Consider the following 18,679-nt stretch of genomic DNA (forward strand, 5'->3'; position numbering starts at 1 on the left):
AGGAGCAAGCAAACGTGCGCGCCAGTTTGGCGCATCGGGGCGCGTGTACCAAAAATCGGGGGCTCTCATCCGTTGCTTTCTAACGCGTCCCAATGCTCTTGAATATCGTCAATCACCGCATCGGTGACCTCGGCCCCTTCCGAAATGGTGACCCAAGCTGCATGCGCCATGCTTGCCGCCTGATCTGCTGCGAGCAATTGAACAATTGCCCGCGATAACCCTTCGGTATCCTTGATGATACGCGCCGCGCCCGCTGCGGCAAGCCGCGAAAAGCTGCTTGTAAAACGTCCGACGTTCGGCCCGTATATGATCGCTGAGCCCAGGGAGGCAGGCACATATGGATCGTTGCCACCGTGTCCTGCGCTAAGCGTGCTGCCCAGAAAGCAAAACGGTGAAGCGCGAAACCAAAGACCCATTTCTTCGGGTTCTTCGACAAAGATGATCTGCGTTTCCTCTTCAATTGGATCGCCATCTTCCCAATAGCACACGCGCCACCCCTGCGACTTCAAAACGGTACGGGCCTCGACACTGATTGGAAAGGTTGCGGCCACAAGGATCAGGATCAGCCTGTGCGCTATTCTAATCGACTCGCGATGGGCTTGCAGAACAGTTGCCAGTTCGTCTTCTTGAACGTCTGCCGCTAGCCAGACTGGCCGGCCATTTAGATCGCGCGATACTTCGTCAAAGACACTTTCGTTTACAGAGGGCGGCAAAACAGTCTCTTGCAACAAGCCGTCGATACTAACGGCACGGCGTGCCCCGTCCATCTTGCGCAAAATGCGTTGCCCGCCAGCATCCTTGGCAGAGATCTTGTTAAAGGCGTTCAGGGTTTCGCGAGCGAGCGAGGGAAGCCAGCGCCAGATCGGTTGGTCCAGCAATGTGTCGCTTGCAGAAAGCAGCGACATAGGCACTGCGCGCTCATGGGCTTGTTCAACAAGAACAGGGCGCAATTCGCCGCCGAACCAGAGGCAGTATGAGGGCTGCCAGTGTTCCAGAAACGCGCGGCTCGCCTCAGTCGTATCAATCGGCAAAACACAGGACAGGACGCCTTTGCGCCTTGGCACGTATGGCGGTTTTTCGATGTAGGTTAGCAGCAGGTTGCATGGCCCTCGCAGCATGCGCATGCGGTCAAGCAAATAGAGCACTGCGCGTGCATTGGCATCATCATGCACAACGGCCCAAATCAATGGGCCGCTCGGACGCTCTTTGTATGGGTCCTGATGCGCAGCCTTGGCGCTACGGTTGAGCGCCTTGTATGTGGTCAGGCTGAGCGAACCCATGCGTTGTTTACCCCAGCTCTTCCGTTGAAGAGGCTTCGGCATTCTCGTCGCGCAAACGGTGCAGATGGGCAATGAAATAGCGCATATGTGCATTGTCTACTGTGCGCTGGGCTTCCGCCTTCCAAGCGTTAAAGGCGGCTTCGTAGTCGGGAAAGATGCCGACGACATGTAGATCGTTAACGTCTTTGAAAACGTTCTTTGTCGGATCGACCAATTCGCCGCCGAATACGAGGTGAAGTCTTTGTACCATGCTTATTCCTTTACTAGAGTTAAGCGTATCGTTTGCATCCGCGTGGTCAAGCAGGCGCAAGCAGTGAAAGCAGTTCGGAGTGCAGCGCAGGACCGGCCGCGAGAACGCCGTTGAGCCGAGGATCAACCCCGTTGAATTTTAGTGCAGCACCCGTTTTGTCGGTTATGCAGCCACCCGCTTCTGACGTGATGAGAGCACCGGCCGCGATGTCCCACTCCCAGCTTGGGCGAAAGGTAAACATCGCATCAAATGAGCCCTGCGCAACAAGTGACAAACGGTAGGCAAGCGATGGCCTGTGATGGCGTTTGATGTCGGGGGCTTCCGCCGCTTTCCAGTGTCGGGCATCCATTGACGGGCGCGCTGCGAGAATTTGAGCGCCACTTACGCCCTTATGCAGCGAAGCCGTGATCGGAGCGCCGTTCAAATGGGCACCTGTTCCAAGACCCGCAGAAAACATCATATCGCGCATGGGCAGCAAAACGACGGCGGCCGTGACTTTGCCAGCGCGCGCAATCGCCAGCGAATGGGCCCATGTCTTGGCGCCTTCGATGAAACTGCGCGTTCCATCTATCGGATCGATGATGAAGACGCTTTCCCTGCTTTGGCGATCCAGACTGTCCTGCGATTCTTCGCTAAGCCAGCCGTAATCCGGCCGAGCGACGCGCAGCTTTTCTTCGAGCATTGCGTTCACCGCCAGATCGGCTTCGGTCACAGGGCCCGTGCCATCCGGCTTGTCCCAGGTTTTTGCATCGCTTTGAAAAAACTGCTTGGCGATTTCGCCAGAGGCCCGCGCCGCGTCGATCAATAGACTAAGATCAGTTTCCGGCAAGTGTCATTCCTTCGATCAACAAAGACGGCACAACGCGGGACAGATAGCTGCGGGCATCGTTTGCAGGGGTCATATGCATCAGCATGTCGCGCAGATTGCCCGCAATGGTGCATTCATTCACAGGATGCGTTATTTCGCCGTTCTCGATCCAGAAACCGGCCGCGCCGCGCGAATAATCCCCTGTTGTTGCATTTATTGTCGAGCCGATCATCGAAGTGACCAAAAGTCCGGTCCCCATATCGCGCGCCAGTTCATCGCGGCTTTTGCTGCCTTGTGTTATTGCTATATTCCAACTGCTTGGCGAGGGCGGCGCAGAGGTGCCGCGCGCGGCGTTGGCTGTTGATGGCATGTCCAGCTTGCGCCCGTTCGCAAGGTCAAGCGTCCAACCCGTAAGAATGCCATTTTGTACAATCGCGCGCTTTTGCGTTGGCAGGCCTTCGGCGTCGAAATACCGTGACCCGGGCACGCGTACGCGATGTGGGTCTTCGATAATACTGAGATGTTCTGGCATGATCTGCGCGCCCAGAGCATCGCGCAACCAGGACGAACCACGCGCGATGGAGGCACCGTTAATGGCAGCTAAAAGGTGACCAACAATGGTCGTAGAAATGCGCTCGTCAAACAGAACTGGATAGCTGCCCGTAGGGGGCTTGCGCGCACCCATTCGGGCGAGCGCGCGTTCAGCAGCTGTCGCACCAATGTCGGCAGCGTCGCGTAGATCGGCCTGAAAAATGCGGCTGTCACCGTCATAGTCGCGCTCCATTTGCGCGCCTGTACCGCCAATTGCGACGCAGGACACCGCGCGATCCGTGCGTTGGTAACCGCCCGAAAATCCATTGCTCGTCGCGATATGAATTTCGCGCGCGCTATAGCCTGCGCTGGCCGATTGGACCTGACTTATGCCTGTTTTGCCAAGCGCGGCTTCTTCGGCGCGCATCGCGTCTTCTTGTAGCATCGCGGGGTCAGGTTCTGGCGTGGGGTCGCATAGTTCCAGCCCCTCAGCGCTGCGCATGTCTGCCAATTGATCCGGATCGGCAAGGCCCGCGTAGGGGTCTTCGGGGGCTTCGCGCGCCATTGCTATCGCGCGCTCGCACATGGCTTCGATGGTTTGCTCGGACGTATTCGAGGAGGAGACACAGGCCTGCCGCCCATTGGTGAAAACCCTTAAACCAATATCGATCCCTTCAGAACGTTCCGCTTGTTCTAACACGCCGTTGCGCACGTCGATGGAAAGCGCAGTGCCTTTGACGGCCATAGCATCTACGGCATCTGCGCCAGCTTTTTTAGCGGCGAACATAAGGGCATGTGTCAGCTCTTCTAGGGATTGGGACATTTTTGCTCCGCGATCAGGTTGCACTGGAGGTAGACCGCTGCGCCCCCTGATACAAGGTCGCACAAAAAAGGCCGCGAAAAACTTTCGCGGCCTTTTCCTAATATTTGACCTATTTACTGGATGCGCTGACCATTCGCCAAGATGTGACCTTCGGCGTTGATCTCGATCTTGGATGTCAGGCTGTCCTCACCTTCACCGGGGCGGGCGAACAGACCCATCATCATGCGAGCGCCCATCGCCTGTTCCTGCGGCAGAAGGCCCATTTGAACCAGCTTGTCCATCAAACCGTTACCGCCCAACAGAGACAGATCAATGCCACCGGTTGGTTTTGGCATGCCATCGAAAGTCTCTAGATCAGAGTTATCAAAGGTGAAATCACCCGTTCCGGAAAGCTGGGCGCCTGCGATGGAAAGCAGAAGTTTGTTCAGCGTAACTGCATTAAGTTCCGCCGGCACAGTTTCGCCATTCTCAACGGCTTGCATTTGTTCCGGATCGAAGAAATCAAACAGCATTTTGGCTTTGCCAGTGAGATCGATCGCGATTGTCGCAGGATCGCGGGGCAGGACTTTTCCCGGGTCCAACATCGACCACAGATCTTCAGATGTTTCGAAATCGCCCAAGGTCAGGCCAAAGGCAAAGTCGCTGGGCTCTTCGGCCTTGGCAACCGGCATAAGCAGTTTGAAGGCGACCTCGCCAAAGTTGACTGCGATTGGCAAAGGAATTTCGCCGCCCATAATGTTTAGCGTCGTGTCCTTGCTGCCACCTGTGTATTCAAGCGCGTCCTTGTTCATCGCGACGTTGATTTGGGCAGATGCAGCGCTGCTGGACCCGCCCATCGTGTCGCCGCCGTCGGTCACTGCAAACTCGGCAGTGGAGCCCGTATAGCTAAACCCGCCGTTAACCGCGAAGCCCTTGTTCATAGCATCGGCCATGTTCTGCGGATCAATCGCTTCAGGAATAAGGGTTTCACCACTGAACGCCATTGACGCGATTTTGCCGTTTACAACGACGCCATCACTGCTGTCGGGGGCCTGAAAATTGACCTGATACGTAGATTCGCCAAGCGTCATTTCCTGAACAATTTTCCGCAAAGCACCGGGTTCCATAACAGATGTGCCGCTGACGTTGTTTGATACAAACTCGGCCTTCAGCGCATCCATTGGAAGTGCATCGCCATCGACAGTCAATTCCGTGAGCGCCATGCCAAGCTGATCGGCCGTGTATGTATAGGTGACCTGATCGGGGACACCGCTGGCGCGCATTTTCATGTTCTTGGTCGTGTGCTCGATAGAGCCTTTAACCAATTCGTCCTCTGGGCCTTTGCCAGCGAATACCATCGGCATGACTTCGGGAAAGACCACATCTACGGTTCCATCGCCATTCTCGACAAAATCTATGCTGCTTAGCGTAATTGCAAAGCTGCCGGTGCCTTCCGGCATTGGGACAGTCATGTTGAGATCTGTGACTGTCAGCGTATCGCCGGACATCGATTCCTGTGCATCGACACTATAACCAAAGCCGGACAGGTACGATTTCCAATCGGCCCAGATATCATTGGCAGTCACGTCTGCGGCGGCGCTGCTTGCAAGAAATACGAGAGAAGTTGTGCTATAAATGGCAGTCCGAAGCGACATGTTGCCTATCCTTTGTAAAACAAATCAACTTGCAGCTTCGACCTAGCTCGGTGCAACGTCAAGCCGAAGTACACGTTGCATCGAATTGTGGCGATAATCCCCGAGTTAAGGAGTGGCACATGCAAGATATGTCTGGAAAAACCGTTCTCATTACAGGCGCGAGCCGAGGTATTGGCGCAGCGACGGCAGAGCTTTTTGCGCAGCATGGCGCGAATGTTGTGTTGCTGGCGCGTAGCGATGCGGAAATTGGTGCGCTTGCGCAAAAAATTGGCGAAAAGGCTTTGGCGATCAAATGCGATGTTGCGCGCTATGATGATATGACAGGCGCTGCTTCAATGGCACTTGCGAAGTTTGGCAGCATTGATGTGCTTATCAACAACGCGGGTGTGATCGAACCAATCAGCCATTTGGCAACCGCTGATCCAGTGGCTTGGGCGAAGGCGATCGAGATCAATCTTACAGGCGTATTCAATGGAATGCGCGCGGTGCTTGGGCATATGCGGAACGCGCGTCAGGGAACGATAATTACTGTCAGCTCCGGCGCTGCACATAATCCGATTGAAGCATGGTCGCATTATTGCAGTTCCAAAGCGGGCGCTGCGATGCTGACCCGGTGCGCGCATCTAGAAAATGCAGCACGTGGGTTGCGGGTCATGGGGCTGTCGCCGGGAACCGTGGCTACCCAGATGCAGCGCAGCATCAAGACGTCAGGCATTAATCCAGTGAGCCAGCTTGATTGGGATGTGCATGTTCCTGCGGACTGGCCTGCCAAAGCGCTTTTGTGGATGTGTTCTGGCCAAGCAGATGGCTGGCTCGGCGAAGAGATATCGCTTCGTGATGAAGAAATACGCGCACAGATCGGCCTGACATGATTGAGCTCACCAAAGATCAGGGCATCTGGACCGTTACAATCAACCGCCCTGAAAAAGCAAATTCGCTGACCAGCAAGATGTTGGAAGAGCTAACGCGAATTGCCCAGGACGCCCAAAGTGCGGATGCTTTCATTTTGACAGGCAATGGCAAGGTCTTTAGCGCGGGTGCTGATCTAGACGAGGCGCGCGCGGGACTTGCGGTTTCACCGATCTGGGAGGAACTATCTGGCGCAATTGCAGCGCTACCTTGTCTGACAATTGCCGCACTTAATGGCACGTTGGCTGGCGGCGCGATGGGCATGGCGCTTGCCTGCGATCTGCGTATTTCCGTCGCTTCGGCCAAGTTCTTTTATCCTGTAATGAAACTGGGTTTCCTGCCGCAACCTTCCGATCCTGCACGGATGCGCGCATTGATTGGCCCTGCGCGGACCAAGTTGATCTTGATGGGTGGGCAGAAGATCTTAGCCCCCGAGGCTTTGGCAGTCGGGCTTATCGACAGGATTTGCGAAGCAGATGCTTTGCTCGCAGATGCCCGTGAAATTGCGGCAGATAGTGCCGCCGCTGACGCAAGCTTGCGTGCGCAGATCAAATTGCTTTGTTCTGGGTGAACGCCGCCTAGTTGTCCTGCCGCGCAATATCAGTAATCAGCACGTCGTTAACGATGTCCCCCAGTACGTTGACGGCTTGCTCTTTCAGTGAGCGCCGTATTCGGATCAGGTTCTCTGTCGTTGCGAAAGCGCCATCAAAGCCGCCAAGGCTCGCGTGATCGAATAGTGCCTGCAAGAAAGTATCGCGTAGCTTGGGCTCGATAGCGTAGACTTGATCTGACGTTCCAAGTTTCACTTCCAAGCTAAGCGCCACAATTGCAATCGACCTAACCGTGTCGTTTTTGATGACGGGCACAATGAACTGATTGTTCAGCTTTACGTAGTCAAAAGACACATCTTCCGGTGCTTCGGGTTTGTCCGCTTCATGCGTGTCCTTCTTGGCTGTTTTGCCTGCGGCATTTGGATCATCGCCGCAGGGGCCAAGCTCTGCGTGCGCCTCTTTTGGTTCCGGCTTTAATATCAGGCCCGCGGCGATACCCGCGCCCCCGAAGATCAGGATCAATACAATTGGCAAGAGTTTCTTAATCATCGGGAACTTTCTTAAAAGGGAAGAACCGCATCAAGAATTTGACGCCCGTATCTTGGTTGCTGCATGTCTGTGATCTGACCGCGTCCGCCATATGAAATCCGCGCCGAGGCGATCTTGTCGTAAGTGATTTCGTTCTGGCGCGAGATATCTTCGGGGCGCACGTAACCGTTCACCAGCAATTCGCGCATTTCAAAGTTCACGCGCACTTCTTGTGTGCCCTCAATTGCAAGGACTCCATTGGGCAGGACTTCGACAATGGTCGCTGCCACGCGCAGCGTTAGTTTTTCCTTGCGTCGTACCGATCCGTCGCCTTTAGACGCGCTAGAGCTGCTAAGGCCAATTGCATTGTCAGGGCTCGCGCCGTCAGGCCATTTCTTAACAACGCGCTGCGGCACGCCAAGAAAATCAGGAATGCTCAGATCGTCTGATCCATCCCGTGATCGCGACGTTGTATTGGAAATCTCCGCTTTGTCATCAATTTCGATCACGACGGTCATGATGTCGCCCTGTTGCAAGGCGCGGCGATCCCCCAGCAACGATTTTCGATCTCCGCGCCATAAGGAAGAGGCATCCGCTATCGAATGCCGTTCAACTGTTTCAGGCAGGCCAGGATAGATCATCGCCGAATGTTCGCGTGTTTCCATCATCGGCGTGAAAGAGGGTGGTTTGCCAATATGATCTGCACTGGTACAGGCCGCTAGGCTACCCGCGGTAGCAATTAGACAAATTTTACGCATATACTTTTGCATTTCCTATTTAGTGACACGAACAGTGCCGTCGCTTTGAATTGTGCCGAAGATCGAAGTCTTGGAGGTAAGGTTCATCACGCGGATGCGCTGGCCCTCCGCGCCGCGCCCAAGCGCGCGCCCTTCTGTGCTCATCGACAAACCATTGCCCACATAGACAAGCTCGATAATCTGGTTTCGCTCTACACTGGCCGCGCGCTCGACCTGCGCGCTTAGAATTGCGCGACCCGCATAAAGCGCGACGCGCGCCTCTAGGCCAATCACGTCCGCAATCGCTGTGAAAGCATCTGCTGTCTCGCCGCGGATCATCATGACGTCACTGTCGCGCAGGATATCGCCGGGGCGAATGTTGCGTGTTGGAACAGCGATATCTGCGCGTAAAGGCAGCGCGAACAGGGCAAGGCAAAGGGCGATCAGAATACGCATTAGCGGATCTGCGTTGTCGCGCCGAGCATTTGATCGGCGGCCGTGATGACCTTGGCGTTCAATTCATACCCGCGTTGGGCTTCGATCAATTCGGTTACTTCGCGCACCGCGTCGACCGAGCTGTCCTCAAGATATCCCTGGCGTAATGTGCCAAGCCCATCGGTTCCCGGCGTGGTGACCTGAGATGGCCCCGAGGCCTCGGTTTCAAGAAAAAGATTGCTCCCGATGGCCTCCAGTCCCTTTGCATTGGTGAAGCCTGCAAGCGTGATCTGACCCAAAAGCTGCGCTTCAGCGGCCTCATCGAAATAGGCGAAAACCTCTCCATCGCCATTGATCGAGACGCTTTTTGCTTCTGTCGGGATCACGACTTCGGGCACTACTGGAAACCCATCATTTGTAACGATCAAGCCCTCCGCATTACGCTTTAGTCCACCGTCGCGGGTATAGGCCGATGCGCCAGACGGGAGCGTGACTTCGAAATAGCCTTGCCCGTCGATCGCGATATCAAGATCGCTGTTGGTGGCGGAAAGTGAACCTTGCGACAGGTAAACCGACACCGACGCAGGACGCACGCCAAGGCCAAGTTGCACACCTGTTGGCAAAACAGTGCCGTCAGATGCGTTGATCGTGCCTGCCCGCGACATCTGTTGATAGTGTAGATCAGCGAATTCAGCGCGCCGTGCATTGTAGCCAGTGGTGCTCATGTTGGCGAGGTTGTTGGAGATGACCTCGACCCGCATTTGCTGGGCGCTCATCCCTGTTGCTGCGATCTTTAATGCTCTCATTGTTGCCTCTTTGTTCTGGTTATTTAATGATTGTGCGCATTGCGTTGCGGATGCGCTCGTTCTCGGACTCGGCAAAGCTCTGGCCCATTTCGTAGGCGCGTTGCACTTCGATCATGCGCGCGATCTGGGTCATTGGATCAACGTTTGACCCTTCAAGGAAACCCTGTCGCACACGTGCGTCAAAGCTGGGCTCAATCGGACCGTCTGCACGAAAATGGACCCCGTCGTCGCGCACGATTTGTGTACCTGCGCTGGGCTTGACGATGCCGACTTGACCCAAAAGCTGGCCATCGGCGCTAAGGGTGCCATCTGGGGCGACGGAAATGTTGGCGGCACCGCCGGGTACAAACAAGGGTGCGCCGCCCGCGTCAAGAACGGGATGGCCATCTGCGGTCACCAGATCACCCTGGGCGTTTGGCATGAAATGTCCTGCGCGGCTGAGGCGATCCCCGTTAGGGGTGTTGATTAAAAAGAATCCTTGTCCGTCAATTGCCAGATCAAGTGAACCACCTGTCTGGGTCATGGTCCCTGGCTGCAACGATGTTGCCCGGGCACGTGCGCTCGCCATTGAAAGAGAAGGGGCATCTTCAATGCTCCGAATAAATTCCGAGAAAACAATGCCCTCCTGTCGATAGCCCGTGGTGTTTGCATTGGCGATGTTGTTGGCGATGACGCTCATCTCTCGCATGAGGCCGGACTGACGGGAGAGCGTTGTATAGCTTGCATTTTCCATGAGTGGATTTTCAACCTCCGATGATTTGCGGGACGATGGAACCTTGGAAATAGGTAACCAGCGTTTGTGTCATGAAATTCATTGTCATCCAGAACACGACGACGATTGCCCCCAGTTTAGGAACGAAAGTGAGCGTCATTTCCTGAACGGATGTTAGCGCTTGTAACAGGCCGACGATCACTCCAGCGACCAAGGCCGCGCTAAGGATCGGAATGGACATGACGACTGCGACCCAAAGCCCGTGTTGCAACGTGTCAAAAAAGACGGCTTCACGCATGGCTTAGACCGGCATTCTCAGGATTTCCTGATAGGCTTCGACCACTTTATTGCGCACTGTTACCGCAGCTTCGACGGCCAGTTCGGTCTGTGCCAACGCTTGCACCAGCGCATGGGGATCTGCATCACCTGTCATTGCAGCTTTGGCGATGCTTTCGCTTTCGGCGAGCGTGGTGGAAAAGTCTTTCAAGGTTTCGGCGAAACTGTCCGCCACGTTTGGCTGCCCGGACCCTGTCGGGTCGGTCGCGGGTTTGCTGGCCGCGTAGCGCTGAGTGGCAAAAAGGGATTTAACGTCCATGGGGTTTCTCCTTCCGTGGAGGTTTTGGGAATTATCGGCGTAGAAGATCCATCAAGCTGCTCGACATTTGCCGCGCTTGATCGAGCATTTTCAGATTGGCCTCGTAGCTGCGCTGGGCTTCACGCGCGTCGGCGATTTCGATAATCAGCTCGACGTTTGACCCGTCATAGTGACCTGTTTCATTCGCCAATGGATGTGATGGATCGTAAATCTCACGCAGCTCTGCCGGATCAAGTGTCATGCGCCCGAGCGAGACTTCGCCCGTGTCAGCGGACAGATCAAAACTCACAACCTTGCGGTGATATCCGGGCGTATCTGCGTTCGCGATGTTTTCAGAGACATGGCGCAAACGCCCTGATTGTGCCTTGAGGCCGCTGCTTGCAATCGACAGTGCTTGTGAAAAATCATTCATATTTAATCCTTTCGAAAGGCGGCTTTATGTGCGCCCGATAGAGGTACGCAAAATATTCATGGACGAGCGATAGATCGCCAGCGCGCGATCATGTTGGCGCTTGGCCTCGACCGAGCGCAGGATTTCATCCTCAATCGCGACAGAGTTGCCATTCGGATCGCTTTGCGCTGCTTCGTCCAGAATAATCCTTGCCGGTATTGCAACAGGGCCATCAGGCGCGGCGCCGTTAAGATGACCACTGCGCGTCGCGCGCTGGGCGGTTCCTGTTCCTGAAGTGCGCAGCGTGTCCTTGAAGGGCGTCAAGCTTTTTGCCTTAAAACCGGGGGTGTCAGCGTTTGCCATGTTCTGGGCCGTCACCACCTGCAATCGCCCCGCGTGTGTCGCCATGGCGTGGGCCATTTGGAAAATCCCGAGTTTCTGAAACATGGTGTTAAGGCTCCGTCGAAATAAATCTGTCTCGCTTCAACCAAGGCTTAACCCTGATTCCTTTAGAAAAAGTTTTCATGGGATTTGAGGAGAGTTTGATGACAACACGTGCACTTGAAGGTTTGCTGCAAGATATGCGCCGCATTCATGCGAGCCGCCCCTTCGGCCGCGTAATCCATGTCGGTGCGGGTCTGGTTCACGTCGAAGGGATTGCCGGAATTGCGCAAGTCGGGGACTTGATAAACCTCTTCGCAAGCTCGGGAAACCGTTTGGGTGGCGAGGTTCTAAGCCTTTCGAAAACCGAAACTATTGTGCTGCCCGATGCGCCGCTTGATGGGGTTTCTATCGGCGATGAAGTGTTGCTTTCCGGCGCGCTGAAAATCGCGCCGAGCGATGCTTGGATCGGGCGCATAGTTGATGCATCGGGCGCACCAATGGATGGCTATTTCCTGCCTCGCGGGCCAATGGAGCGTGCCGTTCAGGGCAGCGCGCCGAATCCTGCAAAGCGGCGTGCTTTGGGTGCGCGGCTGGAAACTTCTATGGGGGTCTTCAATACGCTTTTGCCAATGGTTCGGGGTCAACGCGTTGGCCTTTTCGCGGGGTCCGGTGTCGGCAAGTCATCATTGCTCGCCCATTTTGCCGAGCATATGCAGGCAGATGTCATCGTGATCGCACTCGTCGGCGAGCGTGGCCGCGAGTTGCGAAACTTTGTCGAGAACGTGCTAGGCACAAAGGGAATGGCACGCACAGTTGTGGTTGCAGCAACGTCGGATCAAAGTCCGCTTTTGCGGCGGCGCTGTGCTTTGAGCGCTATGAGCGTAGCTGAACATTTCCGCGATCAAGGCAAGCATGTTCTGCTTCTGGCGGACTCCATCACGCGCTTTGCCGAGGCGCATCGCGAGATTGCGCTCGCCAGCGGAGAAGCGGCCAGTTTGCGCGGGTATCCTGCCTCTACCGCCCACACGGTTATGTCCCTCTGCGAGCGCGCGGGACCGGGTCTCGAAGGACGTGGAGACATCACAGCGATTTTCTCGGTGCTGGTTGCAGGGTCTGACATGGAGGAACCGATTGCGGACATAATGCGCGGCGTATTGGACGGGCATGTTATTCTGGACCGGGCTATTGCCGAACGTGGGCGCTATCCCGCGATCGACGTCGTGCGTTCTGTGTCGCGCAGTCTGCCCGAGGCGGCAAACGAAAAAGAAAATGCACTGATCGCTACTGCGCGCCGTTTGTTAGGCAGCTATGATGAAAGCGCGATGATGATCCGCGCGGGTCTGTATAGCGCGGGGAGTGATCCAGTGCTGGACATCGCGGTAAAAGCTTTTCCCGAACTGGACCGTTTTATCGCAACACCAGAACGGCTTGGGGTGGGCAATAGCTTTCAGCGCCTTGAACTTATCCTCAGAAAGGCGGGCGCATTGGAGCCAAGTGGCCCTATTCCCCTAGCATAAGTGGCGCAGCCTTCTATATTCCAAACAAAAGGCGCGGCAGGAGTGCGAAACAATGGTTTCAGGTGTGAGTAAGGGGCTAGCAGCGGTTACGCTGGCGATTTCAGCATTATGTGCAAATATTGGCATGGCGCAGGAAAAGAGCGAGCGTGCCTATGTTTTTGGTAACTCCCTTGTGCATCATCTGAGCGAGAGTGACGAAACGACAGTTCCGCATTGGCTTTCGCTTATCGCCCGGGAGGCAGGTCATGAGTTCAAACTCAGTGGCCAGTGGGGGTTCTTACGAGACTTTATGCGCTCGCTTCCACCCCAGCCGAATTGGTCGTTCAAAGAAGTCAAAGAGGCATGGAATAGCGAGCGCGTCGCGTTTCAGGATGCGGGTCTAAGCAATCTATGGATCGTACCTGCGAACTTTATACAGTATCAAACACCAGATGCTCCGTTTGACGGTGAGAACGCGGAAAACTTATCTCCGATTGATGCGGGTGCTGCCGTTGTAAGCTGGGCAAGCGAAGCAGACCCTAATCTGGCATTCTACATTTACGAAGGCTGGCCTGAAATGGCGGGCGTGGCAGGAAGCTTTCCTCCCAATGCAAATGGTTTGAAGGCCTATCATTCCTTCGCGACGGGTGACTATGCCGAGTGGTATGATGCCTTTACCGCTGGCCTGGCCGCCGCTGTGCCAGAGCGTGAAGTGACGCTCATGCCGATCTCGCGTGTTCTGTCTTCGGTCATGATGGAAACCGCATTGGCAGAACTGCCTGCTGAAACCTTCTACGTTGATGATGCGCCTCATGGCACTTCGGCGCTTTATCTTATGGCGGCGATGGTCGCCTATAACACCATCTACAACGAACCGTTGCCAGACGGATTCCGCCCGCCCAGCAGTATCGCCCCAGAATTACGCGCAACCTTCCCGATGGTGCGCGATGCGATTTGGCAGCGGGTGGAGGCCTTCAATGCAAAGCCGACGACGACAAACGATACTGAGCAAAGCGCGCTGGCCACAATGTCTGAAGGCGGTGAAGCTGTCACGTCAGTTGCTTATCAGGCACCCGTTAGTAATCCATCGCTCGCAATGGGGCTGAACGGAATTGCCGATTGGTCGGTGCAGCACCCATTCCTTGATTTGATGAAGACCGCGCGCCCGTGGGTTGGCCACAAAGGCGATCAATGGGGTGCGTTTGAATCGGGCGCGATCGAAGCAGGTGGATATCTTGACGAATTCGGCTGGCCGAAAAGATTGCCAGACGGCGCACGCGCTTTGGAAGCGTTCATTCTGACCGACCAACCCGTCGAGGCCAGCGCGCTCAAAGGGCGCTATCTGGTGACTTACGACGGGCAAGGCAACCTTGATATCGGAGGGCTTGCCAAGAACGTGCGCCGAAGCGCCGACGAGATCAGCTTTGATTACACGCCGGGCGAGGGACTGGTTTCGATCGCAATCACCAAGACCGATCCAGACGATTACATCCGCAATATCAAAGTGTTTCGGGCAAGCGATGCCGAACTGGTTGCGGCCGGTGTAACGTTCAATCCCGATTGGCTTGCGCGGATCGAAAATTTGCGCTCGCTGCGGTTCATGGACTGGATGTCGACCAATGGTTCGATTTCCAGCACCTGGGACAAGCGTGCTTCGGTGCAGGACTACACTTTCATTCGGCGTGGTGTTCCTGCTGAGGTAATGATCGAACTGGCCAATCTGGTCGGTGCCGATCCTTGGTTCAACATGCCGCATATGGCGGATGATGAGTATTTCCGTAGCTTCGCAGAACTCACGCAAGCCACGCTGCGCAAGGATTTGCGCGCCTATGTCGAATTCTCAAACGAGGTTTGGAACTTCATTTTCCCACAAGCGGTCTACGCGCAGGAACAGGCGAAAAAACGATGGGGCCGCAAGGCTGGCGATGATGCATGGATGCAGTTTTACGGCATGCGCTCTGCTCAGATGGCGCAGATTTGGGCAGATGTTTTTGGAACGGATGCTTCGGAACGGCTTGCGACGGTTGTTGGCACGCACACAGGTTGGTTGGGGCTGGAAGAGTCGTCGCTGAATGCGCCGCTATGGGTGGAAGAGGATCCTGACAAAAATTGGCCGCCATACGTCTATTTCACCGATTATGCGATTACAGGCTATTTCGGGTATGAGATGGGCAGCGACGAACAAGCGCCAGCAGTGCTTGGCTGGATCGAAGAAAGCGTGCAGCTTGCCGAAAATGATGCCTCGGTCAAAGGGTTAAATGGTGCGGAGCGCGATAGCTATATCGCCGTGCACAAATTTGACGCGGCAAACAAGCGGGTCGATCAAGCCCTGCGCGAGGGTTCGGTTAAAGAGTTGATCGAGGTGATTTTCCCGCAACAAGCGCAGGTCGCCGAAGATCACGGGCTACGCCTTGTGATGTATGAAGGTGGCACCCATGTCGCGGTAAGCGGTGAATGGTCTGCGAATGAAACGCTGATCGAATTTTTCAAACAATTCAACTACTCGCCGCAAATGGCTGGCCTTTATACTGATATTCTAAAGGGCTGGAAAAATGCGAAGGGCACTTTGTTCAATGCCTTTGTCGATGTGGCCAAGCCTAGCCAATATGGCAGTTGGGGCGCGCTGCGCCACTTGCAGGATGAAAACCCGCGCTGGGATGCCTTGATGGATTTCAACGCGAATACCGCCGCGTGGTGGGAAGAGCGCCTGCCAAGTGCCTTTGAGGGCGGGCGCATAATCGTTGGGGATGGCGAGGCAAATGAAATCAAAGGCACGCGGCAGGCAGATGTTCTTGTCGGCCGTGATGGCGATGACGTGCTTCAACCAATGGGCGGTATTGATAAGTTGCTTGGCGGTGACGGCATTGATGCCGCGCTGCTGCCGGGGGGGCCGTCGTCCTATACGTTTTCCAGAACCGAAAACGGTATTCGCGTGCGCAGCAATTTTGTTGATGCAGATTTGCACAGTGTCGAAATGCTTTGGTTCGAAGCGGATGAAGACCTGGCCATCATGGTCGAAGATCTGCGCTAACCCCGCGTAGATTTGACCCCTTCGATCAGCGTTTCCGCCCCTTTCGAAGCCCGAAAATGCGCGACTATATGAGCGCGACCAGCGTGACTTAGCCTATTCAGCTCGGCTGTGTTCTGGCTTAGGCCTTCGATCGCGTCAGCAAGCTGCTCAGGCGCTTTTGGCGGCACCAGAATAGCTGTTTCGCCGCTGGTAATCATTTCCGGCACGCCGCCTGAATCGGTGCCAATCGTTGGCACGCCGCAGCTCATGGCTTCCATATAGGCAACGCCCAGGGGTTCGTGCCAAGAAGCAAGCACGAATAGATGCGCGTTCAGCAGCTTGGCTTTTACGGCCGTCGCGTCAATCGCCCCAAGCAGACGGACATGCTCCGTTAGCCCCAACTCGGCTATGCGCGCTTCAAGCACTTTGCGGTAACCCGAACCGCCTGCATCATCTTCGCCCGCGATCTCTAGTTCCGCATTCACGCCGCGCGCACGCAAAAGACGCACAGCTTCCATTGCGTCCTGATGGCCTTTAACCACATTCAGACGCGCGCAGCTGAAAATGCGCAGCGACTCTCTGTCTCGTGGGGGCGTATAGGGGGCGTCCCGTTTCAGGACATCTGTATCAACGCCCATTGGCCGGATATAGATTTTCTTAGGCATAGCGCCGCCAAGTTCATCGCGTGCTTCGGCCTCTAGTTTTCGCGTGATGATCGTCGCAAAACTGGCGTCGCGCCACTTTAGGGGCTGGCCACGCCCGTAGTCCGACATCGGCCCGTGCAAAGTGACGCTAAACGTTGGCCCGCCCATATGTCTGCACATCGCTGCGATCAGCGCCGCGCGTGCGCAGGAATGGACGTGAATATGATCGAGCGCATTCCTGCGGGCATACGCCAACAATCGCTTAGCTGCGGGCAGGCAAATCGCAATGTCGCGGGCAACGGAAAGCCCATCGATGCGTATCTGCTGCGCAAACCTATACCAAGGTTGATGCATAGCAGCGCGCATCATCGAAAACGGGTTCTTGGACGCCAGATAGGTTGTGCGTTCCATCGCTTTGGCCGACCACTCATGGGCAATCAATCCAGCGGGTGGCGGCTGTGTGCTAAGCAGATGAATATCGACGCCGCGTTCTTCAAGTTCTGCGATCTCGCGCCAAAAGAAGATGTGCGTTTGGCCCGGAAATTGTGGAACTAAGTAGCCCAAGCGTAGATTGCTATTGGTGTTCATAAAGCATCGCCCCGGCAGACATAATTTCAACAAATTGAACCACTAGCGGTATCAGAGTACGTAGAAGCCTTGAGGACAAGGCACTCTTGGCCCAATGACATGAAAAGTTGTTCATAATTTGACCGATGCGTTCGGAGTTTAACATCGTGACCACCGCCCTAAGCCTAATTTTACCAGCAAACAATGAAGCGGCGCATATTCAAGAGTGCCTGAACGCCATAATGGCGTCCGAACCGTTTGGCGATAACGCGGCGGTTCAGATCATTGTGGTGCCAAACGGGTGCAGCGATGACACTGCTAATCTGGCACGCGGATTTGAACCGCAGGCCACGAAACGTGGCTGGCGCCTTGACGTGATAGAGCTTGAGCAAGGCAGCAAACTTGCCGCGTTGAATGCAGGTGAGGCGATCGCCAAGGCACCTGCACTTGCCTATCTGGACGCCGATGTGGTCGTCAGCCCCAAGCTGCTGGCTGAAACAGTAGCGGCGCTGCACAACACTTCACCACGATATGCGAGCGGAACAGTCTGTATAAGCCGCTCCAAAAGCTGGATAACACGTGCCTATGCTACGTTTTATTTGCAAACGCCGTTTATGAAGCAAATCGCGCCAGGATGCGGTTATTTCGCGATGAACAAGGCGGGTCGCGCGCGCTGGGCCAAGTGGCCGGCAATCATTTCCGATGACACATTCGCGCGCCTTAACTTTGCCCCCGGCGAGCGCAAGCAAGTAAGCGCGCGCTATGATTGGCCGCTTGTCGAGGGCCTTGGTAATTTGATCCGGGTGCGCCGACGGCAAAACGCGGGCGTGGATGAGCTGGAACACAAATTCCCGGAATTACTGGTTAATGATGCGAAAACGCGCTTTGCGCCGCTGGCGATTCTGAAAGCTGCTTTAAGACACCCAATCGGCGTTTTCATATATGGGCTCGTCGCTGTTACGGTGAAACTTGTTCCAGCAAAGGATGCAGCTTGGGACCGTGGGCGATGAGAAAACTCTCCGCCCTTTTCCAAGGTTCCAATCTGCGTGCACGGGCGATGCGTAGCTCGGTTCTTACTGTGGGTGGCTTTGGTGCATCGCAAATTATTCGCCTTGCGTCGAACCTGATTCTGACGCGGCTGTTGTTCCCCGAAGCCTTTGGCATGATGGCCTTGGTCATGGTCTTTATCCAAGGCCTATATCAGTTTTCCGACGTCGGGGTTGGCCCCGCGATTATGCAAAGCAAACGTGGGGATGATCCACGTTTCCTGAACACCGCCTGGACAATTCAGGCCGGGCGCGGCGTGCTTTTGTGGCTCGCTGCAAGCATGCTCGCCTATCCAATGGCGCTGATTTATGGCGAAGAACAATTGATGCAATTGTTGCCAGTCGCGGCGTTCACACTTGTTATTCAAGGCCTTAATCCGACACGGTTGATGCTGGCAAACAGGCACCTTCAACTAGGCCGCGTCACGACAATCGACATCGTCACTCAGGTGTCGGGCATCATCAGTGCTGTCGTTCTTGCCTACTTGACCCAATCTGTTTGGGCGCTGGTGTTTTCAAGCATTATCAGCTCGTTAGTGCAA

21 protein-coding genes are annotated in these 18,679 nt (G+C 55.3%); 6 read left to right on the plus strand and 15 right to left on the minus strand.

Annotation, left to right across the window (positions count from 1 at the left end; translation table 11 throughout):
- Positions 1–65 precede the first annotated feature (65 nt).
- The 5 genes from WBC85_RS15225 to WBC85_RS15245 all read right to left on the minus strand — a co-directional run bounded on the left by WBC85_RS15225 (position 66) and on the right by WBC85_RS15245 (position 5,326).
- Positions 66–1,280, minus strand: coding sequence for a 3-deoxy-D-manno-octulosonic acid transferase (locus WBC85_RS15225; RefSeq protein WP_424439135.1), 1,215 nt, complete (start codon positions 1,278–1,280; stop codon positions 66–68).
- Between the two features lie 7 nt (positions 1,281–1,287).
- On the minus strand, positions 1,288–1,530 hold the full coding sequence (locus WBC85_RS15230; RefSeq protein ID WP_424439138.1) for a DUF4170 domain-containing protein: 243 nt from the start codon (positions 1,528–1,530) through the stop codon (positions 1,288–1,290).
- 46 nt (positions 1,531–1,576) lie between these two features.
- Entirely contained in the window at positions 1,577–2,359 is a 783-nt protein-coding gene (locus WBC85_RS15235; protein WP_424439141.1) for a 3'(2'),5'-bisphosphate nucleotidase CysQ, read from the minus strand.
- A complete protein-coding gene (locus WBC85_RS15240; protein ID WP_424439144.1) occupies positions 2,346–3,692 on the minus strand; it encodes a TldD/PmbA family protein in 1,347 nt (448 codons plus the stop codon). The genes WBC85_RS15235 and WBC85_RS15240 overlap by 14 nt, the downstream gene beginning before the upstream one ends.
- A 113-nt stretch (positions 3,693–3,805) precedes the next feature.
- Positions 3,806–5,326 (minus strand): DUF2125 domain-containing protein, encoded by a 1,521-nt coding sequence (locus WBC85_RS15245; protein ID WP_424439147.1) that lies wholly within the window; start codon positions 5,324–5,326, stop codon positions 3,806–3,808.
- A gap of 119 nt (positions 5,327–5,445) precedes the next feature.
- Between WBC85_RS15245 and WBC85_RS15250 the strand changes: the two genes are divergently transcribed.
- Positions 5,446–6,198 (plus strand): SDR family oxidoreductase, encoded by a 753-nt coding sequence (locus tag WBC85_RS15250; protein ID WP_424439150.1) that lies wholly within the window; start codon positions 5,446–5,448, stop codon positions 6,196–6,198.
- Entirely contained in the window at positions 6,195–6,806 is a 612-nt protein-coding gene (locus tag WBC85_RS15255) for an enoyl-CoA hydratase/isomerase family protein (protein ID WP_424439153.1), read from the plus strand. Before WBC85_RS15250 ends, WBC85_RS15255 begins: the two co-directional genes overlap by 4 nt.
- A 7-nt stretch (positions 6,807–6,813) precedes the next feature.
- Here WBC85_RS15255 and WBC85_RS15260 read toward each other — a convergent pair whose 3' ends face one another.
- From WBC85_RS15260 to WBC85_RS15300, 9 genes are read right to left on the minus strand one after another with little or no spacing between them, the layout of a single operon-like run.
- Positions 6,814–7,335: a flagellar basal body-associated FliL family protein gene (locus tag WBC85_RS15260; protein ID WP_424439156.1), complete on the minus strand. Its 522-nt coding sequence runs from the start codon at positions 7,333–7,335 to the stop codon at positions 6,814–6,816.
- 11 nt (positions 7,336–7,346) lie between these two features.
- Positions 7,347–8,072: a flagellar basal body L-ring protein FlgH gene (gene flgH / locus WBC85_RS15265; RefSeq protein WP_424439159.1), complete on the minus strand. Its 726-nt coding sequence runs from the start codon at positions 8,070–8,072 to the stop codon at positions 7,347–7,349.
- Between the two features lie 15 nt (positions 8,073–8,087).
- Positions 8,088–8,507, minus strand: a complete 420-nt coding sequence (flgA, locus tag WBC85_RS15270; protein ID WP_424439161.1) for a flagellar basal body P-ring formation chaperone FlgA — start codon at positions 8,505–8,507, stop codon at positions 8,088–8,090.
- Positions 8,507–9,292 (minus strand): flagellar basal-body rod protein FlgG, encoded by a 786-nt coding sequence (flgG, locus tag WBC85_RS15275; RefSeq protein ID WP_424439164.1) that lies wholly within the window; start codon positions 9,290–9,292, stop codon positions 8,507–8,509. The genes flgA and flgG overlap by 1 nt, the downstream gene beginning before the upstream one ends.
- 19 nt (positions 9,293–9,311) lie before the next feature.
- Positions 9,312–10,025, minus strand: a complete 714-nt coding sequence (locus tag WBC85_RS15280; protein WP_424439167.1) for a flagellar hook-basal body complex protein — start codon at positions 10,023–10,025, stop codon at positions 9,312–9,314.
- A 10-nt stretch (positions 10,026–10,035) separates the two neighbouring features.
- Positions 10,036–10,302 carry a flagellar biosynthetic protein FliQ gene (locus WBC85_RS15285; RefSeq protein ID WP_424439170.1) on the minus strand — a complete coding sequence of 89 codons (267 nt, stop codon included), beginning with the start codon at positions 10,300–10,302 and terminating at the stop codon, positions 10,036–10,038.
- A 3-nt stretch (positions 10,303–10,305) separates the two neighbouring features.
- Positions 10,306–10,599, minus strand: coding sequence for a flagellar hook-basal body complex protein FliE (gene fliE / locus WBC85_RS15290; RefSeq protein ID WP_424439172.1), 294 nt, complete (start codon positions 10,597–10,599; stop codon positions 10,306–10,308).
- 31 nt (positions 10,600–10,630) lie between these two features.
- A complete protein-coding gene (gene flgC, locus WBC85_RS15295; RefSeq protein ID WP_424439175.1) occupies positions 10,631–11,011 on the minus strand; it encodes a flagellar basal body rod protein FlgC in 381 nt (126 codons plus the stop codon).
- Positions 11,012–11,035: 24 nt separating this feature from the next.
- Complete coding sequence (locus WBC85_RS15300; protein WP_424439178.1) at positions 11,036–11,437, minus strand: FlgB family protein; 402 nt, start codon at positions 11,435–11,437, stop codon at positions 11,036–11,038.
- Between the two features lie 98 nt (positions 11,438–11,535).
- On the opposite strand from WBC85_RS15300, the gene WBC85_RS15305 reads away from it, so the two are divergent.
- A complete protein-coding gene (locus WBC85_RS15305) occupies positions 11,536–12,891 on the plus strand; it encodes a FliI/YscN family ATPase (RefSeq protein WP_424439181.1) in 1,356 nt (451 codons plus the stop codon).
- A gap of 64 nt (positions 12,892–12,955) precedes the next feature.
- Positions 12,956–15,901, plus strand: a complete 2,946-nt coding sequence (locus WBC85_RS15310; protein WP_424439184.1) for a calcium-binding protein — start codon at positions 12,956–12,958, stop codon at positions 15,899–15,901.
- On the opposite strand, the gene epsE is transcribed toward WBC85_RS15310, so the two are convergent.
- The gene (gene epsE, locus WBC85_RS15315; protein WP_424439187.1) at positions 15,898–17,112 is read right to left on the minus strand and encodes an exopolysaccharide biosynthesis GT4 family glycosyltransferase EpsE; all 1,215 of its coding nucleotides are present in this window, start codon (positions 17,110–17,112) and stop codon (positions 15,898–15,900) included. The genes WBC85_RS15310 and epsE overlap by 4 nt on opposite strands.
- 146 nt (positions 17,113–17,258) lie before the next feature.
- Here epsE and WBC85_RS15320 point away from each other — a divergent pair, with 146 nt between their 5' ends.
- On the plus strand, positions 17,259–18,101 hold the full coding sequence (locus tag WBC85_RS15320) for a glycosyltransferase family 2 protein (RefSeq protein ID WP_424439191.1): 843 nt from the start codon (positions 17,259–17,261) through the stop codon (positions 18,099–18,101).
- Positions 18,098–18,679 (plus strand): oligosaccharide flippase family protein (locus tag WBC85_RS15325; RefSeq protein WP_424439194.1); only part of this gene is annotated, 582 nt, incomplete at its 3' end. The genes WBC85_RS15320 and WBC85_RS15325, both read left to right, overlap by 4 nt.

Origin of the sequence: Planktotalea sp., assembly GCF_049680325.1 — a bacterium.
Taxonomy (GTDB): Bacteria; Pseudomonadota; Alphaproteobacteria; order Rhodobacterales; family Rhodobacteraceae; genus Planktotalea.

What these genes read in the sequence shown, in the direction of transcription:
- WBC85_RS15250 (WP_424439150.1), top strand. Translation starts at nt 5,446, where the DNA reads ATGCAAGATATGTCTGGAAAAACCGTTCTCATTACAGGCGCGAGCCGA.
- WBC85_RS15305 (WP_424439181.1), top strand. Translation starts at nt 11,536, where the DNA reads ATGACAACACGTGCACTTGAAGGTTTGCTGCAAGATATGCGCCGCATT.
- flgC (WP_424439175.1), bottom strand. Translation starts at nt 11,011, where the DNA reads ATGAATGATTTTTCACAAGCACTGTCGATTGCAAGCAGCGGCCTCAAG.
- flgG (WP_424439164.1), bottom strand. Translation starts at nt 9,292, where the DNA reads ATGAGAGCATTAAAGATCGCAGCAACAGGGATGAGCGCCCAGCAAATG.
- fliE (WP_424439172.1), bottom strand. Translation starts at nt 10,599, where the DNA reads ATGGACGTTAAATCCCTTTTTGCCACTCAGCGCTACGCGGCCAGCAAA.
- WBC85_RS15230 (WP_424439138.1), bottom strand. Translation starts at nt 1,530, where the DNA reads ATGGTACAAAGACTTCACCTCGTATTCGGCGGCGAATTGGTCGATCCG.
- WBC85_RS15300 (WP_424439178.1), bottom strand. Translation starts at nt 11,437, where the DNA reads ATGTTTCAGAAACTCGGGATTTTCCAAATGGCCCACGCCATGGCGACA.
- flgA (WP_424439161.1), bottom strand. Translation starts at nt 8,507, where the DNA reads ATGCGTATTCTGATCGCCCTTTGCCTTGCCCTGTTCGCGCTGCCTTTA.
- epsE (WP_424439187.1), bottom strand. Translation starts at nt 17,112, where the DNA reads ATGAACACCAATAGCAATCTACGCTTGGGCTACTTAGTTCCACAATTT.
- WBC85_RS15255 (WP_424439153.1), top strand. Translation starts at nt 6,195, where the DNA reads ATGATTGAGCTCACCAAAGATCAGGGCATCTGGACCGTTACAATCAAC.
- WBC85_RS15245 (WP_424439147.1), bottom strand. Translation starts at nt 5,326, where the DNA reads ATGTCGCTTCGGACTGCCATTTATAGCACAACTTCTCTCGTATTTCTT.
- WBC85_RS15280 (WP_424439167.1), bottom strand. Translation starts at nt 10,025, where the DNA reads ATGGAAAATGCAAGCTATACAACGCTCTCCCGTCAGTCCGGCCTCATG.
- WBC85_RS15240 (WP_424439144.1), bottom strand. Translation starts at nt 3,692, where the DNA reads ATGTCCCAATCCCTAGAAGAGCTGACACATGCCCTTATGTTCGCCGCT.
- WBC85_RS15260 (WP_424439156.1), bottom strand. Translation starts at nt 7,335, where the DNA reads ATGATTAAGAAACTCTTGCCAATTGTATTGATCCTGATCTTCGGGGGC.
- WBC85_RS15225 (WP_424439135.1), bottom strand. Translation starts at nt 1,280, where the DNA reads ATGGGTTCGCTCAGCCTGACCACATACAAGGCGCTCAACCGTAGCGCC.
- WBC85_RS15285 (WP_424439170.1), bottom strand. Translation starts at nt 10,302, where the DNA reads ATGCGTGAAGCCGTCTTTTTTGACACGTTGCAACACGGGCTTTGGGTC.
- flgH (WP_424439159.1), bottom strand. Translation starts at nt 8,072, where the DNA reads ATGCGTAAAATTTGTCTAATTGCTACCGCGGGTAGCCTAGCGGCCTGT.